General features: G+C 70.3%; 15 protein-coding genes. 7 read left to right on the top strand and 8 right to left on the bottom strand.

Features of this window, described 5'->3' with window-relative positions:
• Positions 1-44: 44 nt before the first annotated feature.
• Positions 45-788 carry a helix-turn-helix domain-containing protein gene (locus tag E5082_RS16245; protein WP_135791956.1) on the top strand — a complete coding sequence of 248 codons (744 nt, stop codon included), beginning with the start codon at positions 45-47 and terminating at the stop codon, positions 786-788.
• Positions 789-790: 2 nt separating this feature from the next.
• The gene (locus E5082_RS16240) at positions 791-1261 is read left to right on the top strand and encodes an NUDIX domain-containing protein (protein ID WP_135791955.1); all 471 of its coding nucleotides are present in this window, start codon (positions 791-793) and stop codon (positions 1259-1261) included.
• Positions 1262-1415: 154 nt separating this feature from the next.
• Here E5082_RS16240 and E5082_RS16235 read toward each other — a convergent pair whose 3' ends face one another.
• From E5082_RS16235 to E5082_RS16225, 3 genes are all read right to left on the bottom strand, one after another.
• Positions 1416-3053, bottom strand: a complete 1638-nt coding sequence (locus E5082_RS16235; protein WP_135791954.1) for an ATP-binding protein — start codon at positions 3051-3053, stop codon at positions 1416-1418.
• 9 nt (positions 3054-3062) lie between these two features.
• Positions 3063-4202 (bottom strand): hypothetical protein, encoded by a 1140-nt coding sequence (locus E5082_RS16230; RefSeq protein ID WP_135791953.1) that lies wholly within the window; start codon positions 4200-4202, stop codon positions 3063-3065.
• 826 nt (positions 4203-5028) lie between these two features.
• Positions 5029-7488, bottom strand: a complete 2460-nt coding sequence (locus E5082_RS16225) for a helicase C-terminal domain-containing protein (RefSeq protein WP_135791952.1) — start codon at positions 7486-7488, stop codon at positions 5029-5031.
• 137 nt (positions 7489-7625) lie between these two features.
• Between E5082_RS16225 and E5082_RS16220 the strand changes: the two genes are divergently transcribed.
• Together E5082_RS16220 and E5082_RS16215 are read left to right on the top strand one after the other, a co-directional pair.
• Positions 7626-8609, top strand: a complete 984-nt coding sequence (locus E5082_RS16220; RefSeq protein ID WP_135791951.1) for a hypothetical protein — start codon at positions 7626-7628, stop codon at positions 8607-8609.
• A 49-nt stretch (positions 8610-8658) separates the two neighbouring features.
• Complete coding sequence (locus tag E5082_RS16215; RefSeq protein WP_135791950.1) at positions 8659-9291, top strand: HAD family hydrolase; 633 nt, start codon at positions 8659-8661, stop codon at positions 9289-9291.
• Between the two features lie 248 nt (positions 9292-9539).
• Here the strand turns inward: E5082_RS16215 and E5082_RS16210 are convergent, their stop codons facing one another.
• Positions 9540-9791, bottom strand: coding sequence for a hypothetical protein (locus E5082_RS16210; protein ID WP_135791949.1), 252 nt, complete (start codon positions 9789-9791; stop codon positions 9540-9542).
• Between the two features lie 162 nt (positions 9792-9953).
• On the opposite strand from E5082_RS16210, the gene E5082_RS33430 reads away from it, so the two are divergent.
• Complete coding sequence (locus tag E5082_RS33430) at positions 9954-10337, top strand: cold-shock protein (RefSeq protein WP_086694554.1); 384 nt, start codon at positions 9954-9956, stop codon at positions 10335-10337.
• Between the two features lie 8 nt (positions 10338-10345).
• Here E5082_RS33430 and E5082_RS16200 read toward each other — a convergent pair whose 3' ends face one another.
• From E5082_RS16200 to E5082_RS16185, 4 genes are all read right to left on the bottom strand, one after another.
• The gene (locus tag E5082_RS16200; protein WP_135791948.1) at positions 10346-11194 is read right to left on the bottom strand and encodes a 1,4-dihydroxy-6-naphtoate synthase; all 849 of its coding nucleotides are present in this window, start codon (positions 11192-11194) and stop codon (positions 10346-10348) included.
• Positions 11184-11903: a futalosine hydrolase gene (locus E5082_RS16195; RefSeq protein ID WP_135791947.1), complete on the bottom strand. Its 720-nt coding sequence runs from the start codon at positions 11901-11903 to the stop codon at positions 11184-11186. The genes E5082_RS16200 and E5082_RS16195 overlap by 11 nt, the downstream gene beginning before the upstream one ends.
• Before the next feature lie 17 nt (positions 11904-11920).
• The gene (locus E5082_RS16190; RefSeq protein ID WP_135791946.1) at positions 11921-12406 is read right to left on the bottom strand and encodes a DUF2771 domain-containing protein; all 486 of its coding nucleotides are present in this window, start codon (positions 12404-12406) and stop codon (positions 11921-11923) included.
• A gap of 62 nt (positions 12407-12468) precedes the next feature.
• A complete protein-coding gene (locus E5082_RS16185; RefSeq protein WP_135791945.1) occupies positions 12469-13869 on the bottom strand; it encodes an MFS transporter in 1401 nt (466 codons plus the stop codon).
• A gap of 281 nt (positions 13870-14150) precedes the next feature.
• On the opposite strand from E5082_RS16185, the gene E5082_RS16180 reads away from it, so the two are divergent.
• Together E5082_RS16180 and E5082_RS16175 are read left to right on the top strand one after the other, a co-directional pair.
• Positions 14151-15077 (top strand): DUF3027 domain-containing protein, encoded by a 927-nt coding sequence (locus E5082_RS16180; RefSeq protein WP_135791944.1) that lies wholly within the window; start codon positions 14151-14153, stop codon positions 15075-15077.
• 82 nt (positions 15078-15159) lie between these two features.
• Positions 15160-18291, top strand: a complete 3132-nt coding sequence (locus E5082_RS16175; protein ID WP_135791943.1) for a sacsin N-terminal ATP-binding-like domain-containing protein — start codon at positions 15160-15162, stop codon at positions 18289-18291.
• The last annotated feature ends 138 nt before the right edge of the window (positions 18292-18429 follow it).

Genomic DNA, 18429 nt, shown 5'->3' with positions numbered 1-18429 from the left:
TAGAACGTCCCTGGTGCCGTCCCCGAGTGTTAGGAGAGATTGGGATGCCGAACGAGAGGCTACGTGCTGCCATGGCCGCCGGCGGCTGGACGTACGCCGCCCTTGCGAACAAGGTCGAGGTTGATCCCAAGTCCGTTGAAAGATGGGTCAACTTGGGGCGCACACCGCGTCGTGCCGCAGCCATGCTGACAGCGGAAATACTAGGAGAAGACGTGTACGCTCTTTGGCCCGCGCTCCGGCAGGCACGCCCTGCCCGCGCCGTCAGTCCGGAACTTGTGGCCCTCTACGACCAGCGGGCGGACCTCCCCGTATCCACCTTCGTGGACATGCTGACCCAGGCCCGCGAGCACATCGACGTGTTGGTGTACGCCGCCGTCTTCCTGCACGAGGCGTACCCGCGGCTGAATGACCTGTTGCGCGAGCGAGCTGCCGACGGTTGTGCAGTCCGTATCGCGATCGGCGATCCGGACAGTGCGAATGTCCAACAGCGCGGCGCCGAAGAGAGGTTCGGTCACGGGATCGAGTCCCGCTGCCGACTTGCCCTCATGCACTATCGCCCCCTGGCCGGGGTATCCGGCATCGAGGTGCGGACCCACGCCACCACGCTCTACAACTCGATCTATCGTGCGGATGACCAGGCGCTGGTCAACGCCCATGTCTGGGGCGTGAACGCCTACGGTGCTCCTGTGTGGCACCTGCGCCGAAGTGGGTCAGGCGGCATGTTCGATAAGTACGCTGACAGCTTCACTGCGGTGTGGGCGACCGCGACGCCAGTCCAAGAAAGGTGATCATGGCGCGAACCGAGTACTACGACGATCCAGATGCTCCCAAGCCCAACAGTCTGGTCGTTGCGGCGTCCGCAGTGGTCACTGACGACGAAGGACGCATTCTCCTACAGCGCCGGCGAGACAACGATCTCTGGGCTCTGCCCGGCGGCGGCATGGAGATGACCGACTCGCTACCGGGAACCGCCATCCGGGAGGTGAAGGAGGAAACGGGCCTGGACGTGGAGATCACCGGGCTCGTCGGGACGTACACCGACCCGCGTCATGTCATCGCCTATACGGACGGTGAAGTGCGTCGCCAGTTCAATGTCTGCTTCACAGCCCGAGTGGTCGGGGGCCGACTCGCGATCTCGGACGAGTCCACGGAGCTAAGGTTCGTCCAGCCGGAGGAAATCGATCAACTGCCGATGCATCACACGCAGCAGCTCCGGATTCGACATTTCTTGGAGCACCGTGAGCGGCCCTATCTCGGCTGACCTTATCCTCCGGCCATCGCGTTGCCGCTTCGTAGTACCAAGTTGTGAAGTGCCGGCCTTTACGGCTGCACCTGGGATAGGCCCGAGCGTCGTCAATCATAGGGTTACGAGTGTGACTACTGGGACATCCTGTGCACTCAGAAGACAGTCCCAGCTACTTCTGCCAGTCCTCGACCACGCGTACGAACTCAACGTCCTGCCACGGCTTAATCCACTCAGCCATGTACCTAACGTCACTTGAAGAGGGGGCAGGGCGAGCCTGCTCCATCACAACCTTCGACGGCATGACTGCTGCGTCACCCAACAAGAGAGCCTCGCCTGAGCTCAGTACGGGAAGAGACTCGGTCAGGGGGCCCAAAGAGTCTGGCAACAGACGTTTGACGTAATTCTGATCCTCTGGGTTCGTAAGCCGCATGGCGAGGAAGTTGCTGCACTGAGAGAAAATTGTTTCCGAAATCTCAGCCGGCCTCTGGCTTACGATAGCGGCAGTAATGCCGTACTTCCTGCCCTCCTTGGCGATCCTCTCGATCGAGTTTCTGGATGCGCTGAACTTTGCCAGTCCACTCTTCGGCACGTACTTGTGAGCTTCTTCGTATACGAGCAGAAGCGGAGTTTCCACCTGGGAAGATGCATTGAGTTTCTTGAAGTAGTACGAGTAGTCAAAAAGCAATCGGGACACCAGTGAGACAGTGATACTGAGGACCTCAAACGGAACGCCACTGAGGTCGATCACCGTTACGTTTGCAAGGGAATCGGGGTTGTATCCGGTGAACTGGCGGAGAACGGATTCAAGGTTCACCGATTTTGCCCTGTCCCCCAACAGGAAATCTAGGCGCCTGTCGAGAACGCGGTTCTCAAGTCGCGTGATGAAGTTATCAAGCTTGCCGAAGAGTGGGCCCGCCCGATCAGTAGTCTTCCCGGGTGTGGCAATACGTTGTTCATTTTTCGCCCTAATTGCATCAAGTACCTCATTGATCTCAAAGAAGATGGGGGACTCATAGTGGATTAGATCGCGCTTCTCCTCCGACCCTTTGAAGTGTGTCCGTTTATTCTCTGTGATGGATTTCTTCAGAACCGCGATCTGATTGTGCGACTGTTCTTCGTTGCTTTCGATAAAAAGATCCTGAAGCTCCTCGGCGTTTAGCAGCCAGTAGGGGAGAATGAGGGATTCAACGGAAAGGTGATTCGCCTCCGGAAATGCAGTCTTGTATTCAGAGTGAATGTCGAAGATCACGACGTGTGCGTTATTTAGGCTGTACTCGCCGTAAGTCTCATCGCGAATCTGAGTCGCAGTCTGGATAATTCTTGCAATGGCATGAGATTTGCCCGACCCGGTGGACCCTACAACCGCGACATGGCGGCTGAAGAACTTATCGCCATCAACCGGGACGTCTACCGAAATGTCTTGCGCCAATTGAGCGAAATGAAACCTCTTCTCCGTTTCGACTGTGTCATAGATGCGCTGGACCTCATCCTTCACGGCGACTGATACTTTTTTCGGCGGAATGGCGATCCCGCCGCCACCACGGGAGAAGCGTCCGTCACCATCAACGAAGCCAAGCGGTACTGCTTCGATGACGTACACCTTTTGTCGGTCTTCCCCTCCTTCCTTGCTGGGGCGAAGCTCGATCGAATAACTCTCAATGATCGCCATAATGGCGCCCTGCAAGCTGTCGTAGATTTTTAGATATGAGCCGACCTCAACAGGATCGCCGTCGGCGAGTTCGCCAATGTCGTGGACTGCGATCTTGATACGGTTAGGATAGACAGCGATTACTTCTGCGCTAGACATTAGACCGCCCTATCGGAATACTTCGATCAGGTCGCCATGAGATTCCAAAAACACGTGATGTGGACGCGGTACCGGGATCGGAGAATCAGTCTTCTCAACTAGAAAGAAGTCGTGGAACTCCTTAAATCTCACCTCGGTCATGAGGTCATGCAGTTGCACTGGCTCCACGATTTTGATACGAGCGGCCCCGAAGGGAGGGTTAGTTAGGATTTCCATCCTAAAGTTCCCACCATGGTATCCGCGCCCGTCATTGAAGTATGCTCCGGCCTCCCACAGGCTTGCCTTTACGGAGCGATCGTCGAACTTGCCGCGGAATGTGAAATATGGGACTGGAGAGTTCTCCTCGATGCGGTACCTCTCGCAGATGTGTAGTACAGCCTCCGCAATGTCTTGCGGGTTAGTCTCCTGGGTGCACTCAAAGGAAAATAGCCGCTCGATGTTCGGGACATTGACGCGTCGCGGAAGGTACTGCCTTCTAACCATTTTCAGGTACTTCTCGTACCCGCAATAGGTGACGTAGGTGGCTGTGAAGATGGCGCTTTGCGCCTCCTTGACCGCTGCCTTCAAGTCATTGAGCCCGACCCAACGAGAACCTAGAGGTTTCGTCAAAACCAGGTTTCTCAGATATGCGTGAAGAATCGCGTGGTAGGAGAGTGCTTCCGTGGAGTCCTTAGCGGAAAGCTCGGAAGTGATGCAATCCAACACGTTCTTGAACTGTGTTTCGTAGTCCTCTGAAAAATGGATGGAGAAGGACTTCAGGAACTGCAATTTCAAGTCTTTATCGACTGTATGGAACTGATCAGCGAGCAAATTATCCAGTTCATCAGTGTTGAGCGATCGGCTGGTGCCAGGGGTTTGATCCGCAAAGTGGCAATGCAAGATGTAGGAGGGGTGGCGGCTGATCTCAAACTGTGAAAACATTTTTCGGACCGCTTTGCCTATCGATGATAGATAGAATTTCCCGGACCGGTTCTTGATCTGCATGTGATAGTGCTCGCCACTCAGATCTTGCGCGCCTTCGATCTGAAGCCTTTGTCGCGGGCTCCTGATGATCTCAAGAAGGGTCTTGTCGAACTGGTATGCGAACCCTTTGATGGCGTCGTGCCCACCGTCATCCAGGGGAAGGGGGCTACTCGCAAGATCGGTCAACAGCTACTCCGGAGTGCTCGGGGCAGAGGGTGTGGCGCCAGTGGCGCCAACTACCCACAGCGCGCACCCTGGTGCACTTCATGCTAGGTGGTGCGAGCGACGACAGAGGGGCGAATGATGTAGTTGCTCAATCCCTGCGACCCTCGTTGTCCCCCCCAACTGAGGTCGATCGCCGTCGTACCCCCTTCTGTCCTCAAGCGCCGCTCGGGACGGACGCCGGCCAGGTTGGAGGGAAGCGGAGACATGCGGCCAGTGCCGGGTATGCCCGAGAGGACAGGAGTGCGACCTTGTCGACGCTCGTTGGAGGCGCGGCCCCGCCGCTAGCCGGAGCTGAGCGCCGTTGACTACGGTCACTAGCGACAGCTGAGACGAAGATGGAGCCCCCGCCCGGCGGCCTGCCCGCTCCTACGGGTCGGAAGGTTGAAGGCTCGAACGCTGCAAGCCGTGCGGTGCTCCTGAGGTCGGTGGTGCCCCTTGGAAGGCTTACGCGGTCCCACGTTGTCCTTTGCCTTGGATCGATGGCCGGTTCGCGACTCTCGGGCAGGCCGTGCAGGCATGGTGATGGCTCCTCGCTGATCATCGGCCCCCGCCCAAGGATGACCCGAGTTCGCTCCTTGACGACGTCGACGCTATCCCTCGGCGGGCCTGCGCACCCACTGACCAGGTAGACCACTCCACATTTCGGACCTATCCGTTAGTGTGTGCATCGCACCTGACCGTATGGACGATCAGCGGACCGTTCACGTGGGCCATCCTTCCGCGCGGCCAAACCTACAGTGTGCCTGATGCGCGCCTGATACGGGGGCCGGAGGGCTGCTCCTCGCGGTCAGTCCTCCGCCAGCTCGGCCACCCCGGTGATCCGGTGCAGGGGGTAGGTGCGGACCTCGTCGGCGGTGTGGTCGTAGGCGGTGACGAAACCGCCCTCCACGCGGATGGGGGCGACGACGCGCTGACTGGCGGCGCCGTCGGCGTTGACATAGCCGATCCACACGGCCTCGCCGGTCATGACGGCCGCCTGCATGGTGGCCAGGGTGTCGGCGGGACTGGTGCGGGGTAGCTCGCCGCCGGCCGGCTGCGGGCCGGGCGCCTTCAGCGGGGTGGTGGCGGCCAGGTCGCCGGCCCGGATGGCGCGGACGGCGGCCGTCAGCAGCACGCTGTCCGGGGCGGGCGGACCCTCCGGCACCGGCTCGGGCGCGGTGCGCGGCGGGGTGCGGTGGGCGTCGGCGCGGGTGATCAGCACATCGCCCTGGGCGGACTCGGCGGCGGGCGCGTAGCCCAGCGAGCGCAGGCCCTCCAGCAGGGTCGCCGGGTCGCAGGGCGCGGCCAGCACGGTCGGGGCGAGGCGGCGCAGCCGCAGGGCGGCGGCCCGCTTGTCGGCGATGATCTCGTTCAGCACGGAGTCGTCGTCGCAGCGGACGTACGCGGAGGCGACGCCCACCCGGAGGTGCCCGTGCCTGCGGGCCACGTCGTCGATGAGATACGTGAGCGGCTGCGGTACCGGGGTGCGGGAGTGCTGGGCGAGGAAGGCGTGCAGGTCCGCGGCGGTCTGCCCGGCGTCCAGAGCCCGGCGGACGGAGGCGGGGGTGAACCGGTACACGGTCGCGCCGCCCTTGGACTCCACGTCCGCGAGCACTCCGAGCATCTCGGCCAGGGGGCGCAGCAGCGGGCCGGGGGCCACCGCGGTCAGGTCGGCCTGGAGCAGGACGTGATCGAGGGGTTCGGGGAGGAGGGGTGCGAGGAGACCGACGGCGATGGCCGTGTGCTGTTCGACGGAGGACAGGGGGGTGTCGTCCGGCTCGGGGGCCGCGCCGAGCAGGGCCCGGCCGTGGCTGGAGAGGGCGCCCCGGCCGGTGACGCCGAGGAGTTCCGCCTCGCTCAGCGTCCAGCGGGCCAGCCGGACACGGAGGTCCTCGGTGCCGTCGCGCTGGGGGGTGCGCACGGGGCGTTCCCAGGACAGCCGGGTCAGCACCGCCTCCGGCGCCGGTGCCACCCCGGCGGGGAGGTCGGCCAGCAGGGTCAGCACCCGGTGGCGTACCTCGGGGGCGGCCGAGCGGTCCAGGCCCGGACCGAGTGCGGACAGGGCGCGGTCCTTGATGTCCCGGCCGCCGACCAGCCCGGCGGTGCGGGTCGCGGCGAGCCAGGCGGCGGCGAGGCGGCCCCAGCGCTCGGCGACGGGGCGTTCCAGCCAGGTGTCGTAGGCGGGGGTGGGGGCGTACCGCTCGTCGGCCGCGCCGTCCGAGGCGAGCAGGCCGGCGGCGTAGGCCAGCTCGATCCAGAACGCGGCGAGCGGTTCGGGCGCGTCGAGGGCGACGGCGGTCCGCTTCAGGTCGCGCACGCTGAGCCCGCCCGCCCGGAGCACGGCCGGACCCCCCTGGTCCCAGTGCTTCAGCAGTTCCTCGACCGTGGCGAGCGCGGTGTACGCCTGCCCGGCGGCCGTCGCGTCCACGATCGGCGGGGCGTGGGCCACGGACGGTTCCACGGCGGGCGGCACCGGCTCGGGCACCCGGTGTGCCCGGCCGCCGCGCAGATGCAGCGCGACCTCGCGGGGCAGTACGACGGTGCCGGGCGCGGTCGGCAGCAGCAGGCCCCGGTCGAGCAGCCAGCGCAGATGGGCGGCGGGGTCGGCGGTGACCTGGCCGTACGGCGGCCCCCACATCAGCCGGGTCAGCACCTCGCGGGCGGCCTCCGGGGCCCCGGCGAGCAGCGCGTCCATCCGCTTCCGGTCGGCGAACAGGGCGGTGAGCGCGGCGACGGCGGAGACCGGGTCGTGCGTGGAGGGCAGCCCCGCCGCGTTGACGATCTGCTGCACCCGCCCCGGCGACATGCCCGACGTCGCCTCCCGCACGGTCGGGCCGAGCCCGGTGGGGGAGGGGTGCTGGGCGGAGGGCGCGAGGACTTCGCGGGCGGTGCGGACCAGGTGCAGCCGGTCGTCGTCGCCCCAGATCAGGGCCTGCCGGCGCAGCGCGGCGACGGTGGCGGGGAGGGCCTCGGTGACGGCCGGGTCGCCGTCGTCACCGGCCAGCAGCCCGTGCAGCGTGTCGTAGGTCGCCGGGTCCGGCGCGACCGCCAGCGCCTGCGCGGTCTGCAGGGCGAAGCGGTCCAGGTGCTCCAGCGCGCGCAGCACCGAGGCACGGGTGCCCGCGCGGGTGGCGAGCTGGGTGAGATCGGTGGGGACGGGCGCGACGAGGTCGGGTCGGTCGCGCAGCAGCGCGGCCAGCGAGGCGTCGTCCCGCGCGCGGAGTGCCTCCGCGAGGGACCGGGGGGCTGGGGATGCCTCGGGGCTCATCTGACCCACGTTAGCGGCTGGGGCAAGCGGCGGCCGAGGGTCCCGGAGGGCCGCTCCGCCCGCGTGGGCCGATTGGTGGCGGTCTGCGCTACCTTCCTCCACGGGGTTCCACCGCCGTCGCCCCGGAGGGGTTTCCGTTGGGGATCGAGAGCGACCAGGTCGTCTACGAGTATCTGAGCCGTGTCGGGGACGTGGCGCAGCAGCGGCAGTTGCCGTCGTCCACGCGCATGCGGCTGGTGTCCGAGCTGCGCAACGAGATCGACCGGCACCGGGCCCGCGCTACGGTGGACAGCCCGGCCGCCGTGCGCCGCATCCTGGACCAGCTCGGCAGCCCGGACGACGTGGTGCGGTCGGCGGGCGGGAAGGGCCCGGCGCCGCAGCCGCCGCCCACCGCCGTGCCCGTGCAGCCGGAGCCGGAGAAGCCGGAGCGCAGGCCCAGGGGGTTCAAGGGGCTGCGGGCCGCCGTGCCCCGGCCGCGCCCGGCCGAGCCGGGACCCGCCGTACCGGCCGAAGGGGCCGCACCGCCGCATCTCGCGTCCGCCGACGAACTCGGCCGGTCGCTGACCCGGCCCGACTGGTGGCGGGTGGCGGACGGGCCGTTCGGCGCGGCGGCCGCGGACTCGGTGCCGGGGTTCGTCGGCGGGGTGGAGATCCCGGAGATGCTGCGGCGTCCGCCGAAGGAGCCCGGGCGAGAGGCGGAGGTGAAGCCGAAGGAGGTCGTGGCGGAGCCCGTCGAGGTGGTCCCGCCCTCCCGGTTCCGGCGGTTCGTCCCGCTCCCGTCGGCCGGCTGGACCAACCCGCTCCTGCTGCTGGGCGCCGCCGCGCTGCTGGCGGGGGCGGTACTGGGCAACTGGTACGCGCTGCTCCTCGGCTGGCTCATCGCCTACGGCTCCCGCCGGCTGACCCCGGCCGAGACCAAGTGGGCGGTACTGGTGCTGCCCGCGCTCGCCCTCGCGGCCGGGGTGGCCTACCTGTGGGGGCGCAACACCGGGCACTGGGGGACGCCGGTGGCCGAGGGGCACATGGGCGACGCGCTGGCCGGGACCTGGCCGTGGGTGGTGCGGGGGGCGGCGGTGAGTTCGGCGCTGTTCCTGCTCTGGCGGTCGCAGCGGAGGCGGTAGCGGGACCCGGCCCGTCCCGCCGCGACCCCGGCCGGGCACAATGGCGGCCATGCCTGCCGTGTCCTCTGCGTATGCGCCCACCGTCGGCTTCGACCTCGACATGACGCTCATCGACTCCCGGCCCGGCATCCGGGCCTGCTATCTCGCGCTGTCGGAGCGGACCGGGGTGTACGTGGACGCCGACCTCGCGGTGACGCGGCTCGGCCCGCCGCTCGCTCAGGAGCTGGTGAACTGGTTCCCGGCCGCCGACGTCCCCGCCGTGGCCGACCTGTACCGGTCTATGTACCCCGAGTACGCCATCGCCCCCACCCTCGCCCTGACCGGCGCCCGCGAGGCCGTCGCCGCCGTCCGCGCCGCCGGGGGCCGCACCCTGGTGGTCACCGCCAAGTACGAGCCCAACGCCAAGCTCCACCTCGCCCACCTCGGCATCGAACCCGATGTCGTGGTCGGTGACCTCTGGGCCGAGGACAAGGCCCGGGCCCTCCGCGAACACGGCGCGCACATCTACGTGGGCGACCACACCGGCGACATCCGGGGAGCCCGCGCCGCGGAGGCCCTGTCGGTGGCGGTGGCCACGGGCCCGTGCGGCGAGGAGGAACTCCGCGCAGCGGGCGCCGACGTGGTCCTCCCGGACCTCACCACTTTCCCGACCTGGCTGAACACCTACGTGACGTCGGCCTAGCAGGCCCTGCCCGGCCATTCGCGTCTGCCGCGCGACGACCTAGCGCCGCTGGACGATGCCTCGCCGCACCGGAACGCACCGACCGGGCGCCGAGCCGCAGCCGGGGTACGTCGGCCGTGCCGACCCAAGGGGGCGCGGGGAACTGCGCGACCAGCCACGACGGACCGTCAGCCAGCCGATGCCCGGCGCACGCGGACATACCGCCCACCTCGCTGGCCGGTGCCGCGCGCGTAGAGAGGCAGCCAAGGTCAGCGCCTAGCGCCCCGTGCCTGGCGCCGGCCCGCCGCCACCGAGCGGAGCACCCCCGCCCCGGCCACCAGGAACCCGCCCGCCATCAGCATGCTCAGGCCGAACATGTAGGTGGGGAACGGATGGCTGCCGAGGAAGAGCGGGGCCACCGTGACAAGCGTGGCCACGGCGCCGAGAAAGAAGATGACGACGCCGGCGCGGATCAGTCCGTCACCCGGCCCGGCGGAATTCGTTTGGGTTTTGTCACGCACCGGACCAGGGTAGTTCCCTGCGCGAGAGAACAACCGGGGAGCACCTTGTCACCCGCCCGAAGACCATTAGCCTTGGTGTCGGCGGGTCATGGTCGACCCGCCACAGTGCTACACCGAGCCCTTTCCGAGCTTTTCCCGACGAGTACGAGGACGAGGACAGACGTGCCCACCGGCAAGGTCAAGTGGTTCAACAGCGAGAAGGGCTTCGGCTTCCTCTCCCGCGACGACGGCGGCGACGTCTTCGTCCATTCCTCGGTCCTGCCCGCCGGAGTCGAGGCGCTCAAGCCGGGACAGCGCGTGGAGTTCGGCGTCGTGGCCGGCCAGCGCGGTGACCAGGCGCTCTCCGTGACCGTGCTCGATCCGACCCCGTCCGTGGCCGCCGCCCAGCGCAAGAAGCCGGACGAGCTGGCCTCGATCGTGCAGGACCTCACCACCCTGCTGGAGAACATCACGCCGATGCTGGAGAAGGGCCGCTACCCCGAGCGCACCTCGGGGAAGAAGATCGCCGGCCTCCTCCGCGCCGTGGCGGACCAGCTCGACGTCTGACCAGCCCCTCAAGGGAACGCCAGCGCCTCAGGGCCGAGGGCCGGTACGAGGCCCTCGGCCGCCGCACGCGTCAGCAGTCCCCGGATCGCCGCGTACCCGTCCTCGCCGAGGTCGGCGGTGAACTCGTTGACGTACAGCCCGATGTGCTGGTCGGCGACGGCAGGGTCCATCTCCTGGGCGTGCTCCATGACGTAGCCGCGCGACGCCTCCGGGTCGTCCCACGCGGCCCGGACCGAGGCGCGGAAGGCGTCCGCGAGCCGCTGGAGCGTTTCGGCGCCCAGCGACCGCCTGGCGATGATCGCGCCGAGCGGGATCGGCAGCCCCGTGGTCCGCTCCCAGTGCTCACCCATGTCCGCGAGCTTGTGCAGCCCGTACTGCTGGTAGGTGAAGCGGGCCTCGTGGATGACGAGCCCGGCGTCCACCTTGCCGTCCCGCACGGCCGGCATGATCTCGTGGAACGGCATCACCACGATCTCCCCGACCCCGTCCGGGAGGGTGTCCGCGGCCCAGAGGCGGAACAGCAGGTACGCCGTCGAGCGCTCGCTCGGCACCGCCACGGTGCGCCCCGTCAGGTCGGCACCGGCCTCCCGCGTCAGCACCAGCGGCCCGCAGCCCCGGCCCAGCGCGCCGCCGCAGGGCAGCAGGGCGTACTCGTCCAGGACGTACGGCAGCACGGCGTACGACACCTTCAGCACGTCGAACTCGCCGCGCTCGGCCATGCCGTTGGTGATGTCGATGTCCGCGAAGGTCACGTCCAGCGCGGGGGCGCCGGGGACACGGCCGTGCGCGACGGCGTCGAAGACGAAGGTGTCGTTGGGGCAGGGCGAGTACGCGATCTGCAGGGGCTCAGTCGTCATGCGTGTTCCAACTCTCCAGTGCGGGCGCGAGCTTCCCGAAGGCCCCGGCGAGGGCGGCGAGCGCGTCGCCGATGCGCCAGGCGGCGCGGTCGCGGGGGCCGACCGGGTTGGACACCGCGCGGATCTCCAGCACCGGCACCCCGTGCGCGGCGGCCGCCTCGGCGACCCCGAACCCCTCCATGCCCTCGGCCAGCGCGCCGGGGTGACGCTCGCGCAGGGCGGCGGCGCGGGTGGCGGTACCGGTCACGGTGGAGACGGTCAGCACGGTGCCGCGGCGGGCGCCGGTGGCCTCGACGACTCCCCGTACGAGTGAAATCGGCGGCAGATGGGTGACGGTGCCGAAGCCGAGATCGGTGACCGGCAGGAAGCCGTCCGGGGTCTCGGCGCCGAGGTCCGCCGCGGTGATCGCGTCCGCGACGACCAGCGAGCCGACGGGGGCCTCCGGCTGGAAACCGCCCCCGATCCCGGCCGAGACGACCAGACCGTAGGGGGTGCCCCTGAGGGCGGCGGCGGTCAGGGCGGTGGCGGTGGAGGCGGCGGCGAGGGCGGGGCCCACACCGGCGGCCAGCAGGTCGTGGCCGCCGTCCGTGCGCAGCAGCGTCGCGCCGGGCAGCCGTACCTCTTCGGCCGCGCCCGGAAACGCCCGTGCCACCGCGTCCCGTTCGGCCGGGACGGCGGTGGCGACGAGGACGCGCGTACGGGCGTTCACGGGACCGGGAGCCTCCGTCAGGAGGTCGCCTTCTTGAGCTTGTAGCTCCACAGACCCTTGGCCGACGAACCGGTGCCCATCTGGATGGACAGCGTGTTGGTGTTGCCCTGGGTGCCGTACTGCGCGTTGAAGAACGCGCTGCCGGGGATGGTGCTGTACGTCTTCTTGCTGACGTCGGTGAACTGGCGGCCGTTGACCAGCAGCACCCAGCCCGCGTCCGCGATCTTCGGGTCGACGCCGACGCGAACGGTGTCGCCGTCCGGGTCCACCGTGATCGTCTTCTCGTCGCCGGCCTTCTTCGCGCACTGCGCGAGGGACTTGGCGGTCAGCGTCTTGTCGCCGTTGTAGCAGAGCGCCTCGGAACTGACCGAGCTGTCCCCGACGGTGACCGTGGAGACGGGCGTCGGCTTGTCACAGGCCGAGAGAACGAGCAGTCCGGCGGAAACGGCACCGGCGGCGGCGAGCGCCCGGCGGCGTCGCGGGGCGGATTGCAGCGAGGTCATGCCCGAAGGCTATCGGGCACCCCTCGCGGGGAGTCCACGTGGGGTACGACACGTCCGCTCCGTCAGGCCACCCGTGGCCGCGTCCGCCCTCCGTGCCGGGCGGCCGCGAGCAGCCCCCGCAGGGTCGTCAGCCAGCCCAGGGCGACCAGGGCGGCGGCCACCGTCAGGCCGAGGGTGCCGTTGAGGGGCATGACGATGCCCACCGCGCCGCCGAAGACCCAGGCCATCTGGAGGATGGTCTCGGAGCGGGCGAAGGCGGAGGTCCGGACGGCTTCGGGGACGTCGCGCTGGATGAGGGCGTCCAGGGAGAGCTTGCCGAGGGCCTGGGCGAAGCCGGCGACGGCGGCGAGGCAGGCCACCAGGACGGCGCCGAAGAACACCGCGGCCACGATGGCGGCGCCGAGGGCGACGGCGACCACCGTCACGATGATGATCTCGGGCGCCTTGGAGCGCAGCCACGCCCCCACCGCCGTACCCAGCGCGTTGCCCGCGCCCGCCGCCACGCCGACGATGCCCAGCGAGACGGCCGCGCTCTGCCCGGCCAGCGGGTGCTCGCGCAGCAGGAACGCCAGGAAGAAGATCAGGAACCCGGAGAGGCAGCGCAGCGCCGCGTTGGCGCCCAGCGCGTGGGTCACGGCGGGCCCGACCGTACGCAGACCCGGCCGCTTGGCCAGTTGTCGGCGCTGCGGCCCGTGCAGATGCCGTTCGTCCGCCGCGAGCAGCGCCACGTCCTCGCCCTTGGCCGAGTCCACCGTGCGGGGCAGCGAGAAGGACAGGAACGTACCGGCCACGAAGACCACGAAGGCCCCGTACAGCGGCCAGGGGGCCCCGGCCATCTGGAGCCCGGCCCCGATCGGCGCCGCGACCCCGGTGGCCAGCAGTCCCGCCAGCGTGACCCGTGAGTTGGCCTTGACCAGGGAGAACGCGGGCGGCAGCAGCCGGGGCACGACCGCGCTGCGCACCACCCCGTAGGCCTTGGACGCCACCAGCACCCCGAGCGCGGCCGGATACAGCTCAAGGCCGCCGCTCGCCACCGCCCCCGACAGCACCAGCGCGAGCAGCGCGCGGGCCAGCATCGCGCCGGCCATCGCGGCCCGCCGCCCGTGCGGGAGCCGGTCCAGCAGCGGGCCGATGACGGGGGCGAGGACGGTGAAGGGCGCCATGGTGATGGCGAGATAGAGCGCGACCCGGCCACGGGCCTCGTCGGTCGGCACCGAGAAGAAGACCGTGGAGGCCAGCGCCACGGTGATCAGGACGTCCCCGGCACCGTTCACCGCGTGCAGCTCGATCAGCTTGCCGAGCCCCGACTCGCCCGCACCGTGGGCGTGCGTGACCTTCCGGATGCCGCGCGCCGTGCCGGTCACCGGCAGGTGCAGGGCACGGCCGACGGAGCGGACGACACCGCCGACGCGGCCCGAACCGCCGCCACCGCGCCCCCTGTCCGTGGCTGCCACGTGCTTCATAGTGCCCCGAGTGGCCGTCCGATAGGCGGTTTGCGGCCATGCGAGTCGACCCGGACCCGTGAAGATCCACCTGTCCGGAACCCGCCGGGTGGCCGCGGACTGTCCCCCACCACGGGCGACGGGGTAGCGTGCGTATCTCAGCCATAACGCAGAATGGATGGCAGAGGTGCGCCCGCGCGTGATCGGACGCGGACGTCGATGCGGCCCACAGGTCCGCTCCGTCCGCTTCACCGCCGGAGTGCATCCGCACTCGTAGACGGCGTAGGAGAGAAGCGATACCTGTGAGCGCAGCGACCACGCGAAGCCGCACCCCTGACCGCCTGTGCGCCGAGGCGATCGACCTCGCGCGCACCGCAGCGGAGGAAGCGGCCGCTCCCGGTGTCGTCGGTGAACACCTCGGCGTCGTGTCGGAGGGTGACCGCGTCGTCACCCACTTCTTCGAGTGCAAGGAACCGGGCTACCGGGGCTGGCGCTGGGCCGCCACCGTCGCCCGTGCCTCCCGCGCCAAGATCGTCACCCTGGACGAGGTCGTGCTGCTGCCCGGCCCTGACGCCCTCCTCGCCCCCGAGTGGGTGCCGTGGAGCGAGCGGCTGCGCCCCGGCGACCTCGGCCCCGGCGACCTCCTGCCCACCGACGAGGAGGACCTGCGCCTGGAGCCCGGTTTCTCCGGCGAGGAGGAGCCGCCGCCGAACTCCGCGCTGGCCGGGGGCCTGAGCGAGGTGGCCGAGCGCGAGGACGCCGAGGTGACCCCCGGCAGCCCCGCCGTCCAGGCCGGCCCGCCCGCGCGTGGCTCGATCACCTCGGTCGCCGAGGAACTGGGCATGCGCCGCGCCCGCGTGCTGTCCCGTTACGGCCTGCATGTCGCCGCCGACCGCTGGGAGGAGGCGTTCGGTTCGAAGACCGCCATGGCCCAGGCCGCCCCCGCCACCTGCGCGACCTGCGGTTTCCTCGTCCCGCTCGGCGGCTCGCTGGGCCAGGCGTTCGGCATCTGCGGCAACGAGTTCTCCCCGGCCGACGGCCGCGTGGTCTCCCTGTCCTACGGCTGCGGCGCCCACTCCGAGGCCGCCGTCATGCCGACCCCGCCCCGCCCGCCGCTGCCCGTGGTGGACGAGACCCGGCTCGACCCGTTCCCGCTCCGTCCGGCCGCCGACTCCGGCTCGGTCCCGGCCGAGGGCGACGACGCGGCGGCGGAACTGGGTCACTCGTAGCGCACCCCGCCGCGCGTACGCGCGAAGGACGGACCGCCAGGTCGCTGTACCTTCGGACTCACGTCGATGATGGAGAGTGAACGTGAGCAAGTACGTGCGGCCGGCGGCCGAGGGCGCCGACCCCTTCGGCACCGCCCGTCTCCGCCGCGGTGTCCTCGACGCCTGGGCCACCAGCCCCGCCCGCTTCCGTGAGGACGCCAACGCCGAGGAGGACCTCGTCCTCGGCGGCTACCGCGACCGGCTCGTGGTGGAGCTGGCCCAGAACGCCGCCGACGCCGCCGCCCGGGCGGACACGCCCGGACGGCTCCGGCTCACCCTCCGCGACGGCGTGCTGATCGCCGCCAACACCGGCGCGCCCCTGGACGCCGCCGGAGTCGAGTCGCTGTCCACCCTGCGCGCCTCCGCCAAGCGGGAGCGCTACGACGAGCGCGCCACCGTCGGCCGGTTCGGCGTCGGCTTCGCGGCCGTGCTCTCCGTGACCGACGAGCCCGCGCTGGTCGGCCGGCACGGCGGGGTCCGCTGGTCGCTGGCCGAGGCCCGTGAGCTGACCGCCGAGACCTCCCGGCACAGCCCCGGCCTCGGCGACGAGGTGCGCCGCCGCGACGGCCACGTCCCGCTGCTCAGGCTGCCGTTCGCCGCCGAGGGCACCGCGCCGGACCCGTACGACACCGCCGTCATCCTGCCGCTGCGCGACGCGGCCGCCGCCTCCCTGGCGGAGCGGCTGCTCGACGCCGTGGACGACTCCCTGCTGCTCGCCCTGCCCGGCCTGGAAGAGGTCGTCATCGAGGTGGAGGGACGCGAGCCGCGCGTCCTGCGCCGCCGTACCGAGGACGCCGTCACCGTCGTGGACGACTCCCGCGACGGGACCACCCGGTGGCGCACCGTCGCCGCCCACGGGCCGCTCGACGCCGCCCTCCTCGCGGACCGCCCGGTCGAGGAACGGCTGCGCCCGCACTGGTCGCTCACCTGGGCCGTGCCCGAGGACGGCGAGGGCCGCCCGGTACGCCCCCGCACCGCGCCCGTGCTGCACGCCCCCACCCCCAGCGACGAACCCCTCGGCTTCCCCGGCGTGCTCATCGCGTCCTTCCCGCTGGACACCACCCGCCGGCACGCCGCGCCCGGCCCGCTCACCGACTTCCTGGTGGAGCGCGCTGCCGACGCTTACACCGAACTCCTCGCCGGATGGCGCCCGGTGACCGAGGGTGCCATCGACCTCGTCCCCGGCCCGCTCGGCAGGGGCGAGCTGGACGGCGCGCTCCGCCAGGCCGTGCTGGACCGGCTGCCGCGCACCGCGTTCCTGCCCCCGGCGCTGCCCCCGCAGGACGACGACGAGCTGCCCGAGGCGCTGCGCCCCAGGGACGCCGAGATCGTGGAGGGCGCGGGCGCGGACACCGTGCGCGTCCTCGCCGAGGTGCTGCCGACCCTGCTGCCCGCCGGCCTGGAGCGCCGCCCGGAGCTGCGCGCGCTCGGTGTGGCCCGGCTGCCGCTGGCCGACGCCGTGGACCGGCTGGCCGGTCTGGAGAAGGAGCCCGAGTGGTGGTGGCGGCTCTACGACAGTCTCGCCGGGGTCGACCCCGAGCGGCTGTCCGGGCTGCCCGTGCCGCTCGCCGGGACCGGCCGGACCACGATCGGCCCCCGCCAGGTGCTGCTGCCCGCCCCGGACGCCACCACGCCGGACGCCGAGGTGCTGGGCCGGCTCGGCCTGAAGATGGCCCACGCGGACGCCGCCCACCCGCTGCTGGAGAAGCTGGGGGCGCTGCCCGCCACCCCGCGCGCGGTACTCACCACCCCGCAGGTCCGCGCGGCCGTCGCCGCCTCGCTGGACGACGGCGGCGGGGTGATGTGGGAGGAGGACGCCCCGGACGCCGAGGAACTCGCGGACACCGTCCTGGCGTTGGTCCGCGACGCGGGCCTGGAGCCCGGTGACGAGCCCTGGCTCGGCGCGCTCGCCCTGCCCGACGAGGACGGCGAACTCGCCCCCGCCGGTGAACTGGTCCTGCCCGGCAGCCCGTTCGCCCGTGTGATCCGCGAGGGCGAACTCGCCGCCGTGGACGCCGAGCTGGCCGAGAAGTGGGGCGGGCAGCCGCTGGCCGCCTGCGGGGTGCTGGCCGACTTCGCGCTGGTCCGCGCCACCGACGTGGTCCTCGACCCGGACGAACTGGAGCCCCGCGACAGCGACTTCGCCGAACCCGACGACGCCGGGCTGCTGGACGCCGTCGACGTGTGGTCCGAGGACATCCTCGACCGCTTCCCCGACAGCCCGGTGCCGCCCGTCGCCACCGAACTCGTCGCCGTGCGCGACCTGGACCTGGTGGACGACGACCGCTGGCCCGAGGCGCTCGCCCTGCTGGCCCAGCCCCCGCTGCGCGACGCCGTCGTCCAGCCGGTCCGCGTCCTCCTCCCGGACGGCACCCACGAGGTCGTACGCCCCTACACCGCCTGGTGGCTGCGCGGGCACCCGGTGCTCGACGGCCGCCGCCCGGCGGGACTGCTGGCCGCCGGCGGCGACCCGCTGCTGCGCGGCCTGTACGACGAGGCGGACGCCACCGGCTTCCACGACGAGCAGGTCCTCCGCGCCCTCGGGGTACGCACCTCGGTGGCCGCGCTGCTGGACGAGCCGGGCGGCGCCGCCGAACTCCTCGACCGGCTCGCGGACCCCGACCGTCCGGTCAGCCCGGTCCAACTGCACGGTCTCTACAGCGCGCTGGCCGACCTGGACCCGGAGCAGGTGACCCTCCCCGACGAGCTGCGGGCGGTGCGTGACGGGCTCGCGGTCGTGGTGGACGCCCGGGACGCGGTGGTCGTCGACTCGCCCGACCTGCTGCCCTTCACCTCCGGAGTGCCGCTGCTGCCGGTACGGCCGTCCCTGGCCGCCGCGCTGGCCGAGCTGTTCCAGGTGCGGCGGCTGAGCGAGTCCGTCACCGGTGCGGTGGACTCCGAGGGTGTCGAACGCGAAGTCCCGGAGGCGGTGCGGGTGTTGCTCGGTCGGGGCACCCCGGCCGGCTATGTCGAGCACGACGAACTCGTGGTGGACGGTGTCGAGATCGACTGGCGTCTCACCGACGACGGCGTGCTCCACGCGGCCACCCTGGAGGGCGTCGCCGCCGGCCTCGCCTGGGCCTCCGGCCAGTGGCCCCGCCGCTTCGAGGTGGCCGCGCTCCTGGAGGACCCGTCCCGCACGGAGGAACTGGCGCGGGACCGCTGGTTCGACTGAATCCCCCTGCTTGAACTGGGGATTCACGAATCGGTCGCAGAATCTTCGAGATTCGCACAACCGCCCCTGCGAATCGCACGTCTGATCGTGTGAGCCAACAGGCTCACACGATCAGAGGGGTCTCACCGGGCCCGCGCG

It is taken from the genome of Streptomyces griseoluteus, assembly GCF_004784465.1.
Taxonomy (GTDB): domain Bacteria; phylum Actinomycetota; class Actinomycetes; order Streptomycetales; family Streptomycetaceae; genus Streptomyces; species Streptomyces griseoluteus.
Note: the sequence above shows the minus strand (reverse complement) of the source record. Positions and strands in the feature narration are given on the sequence as shown.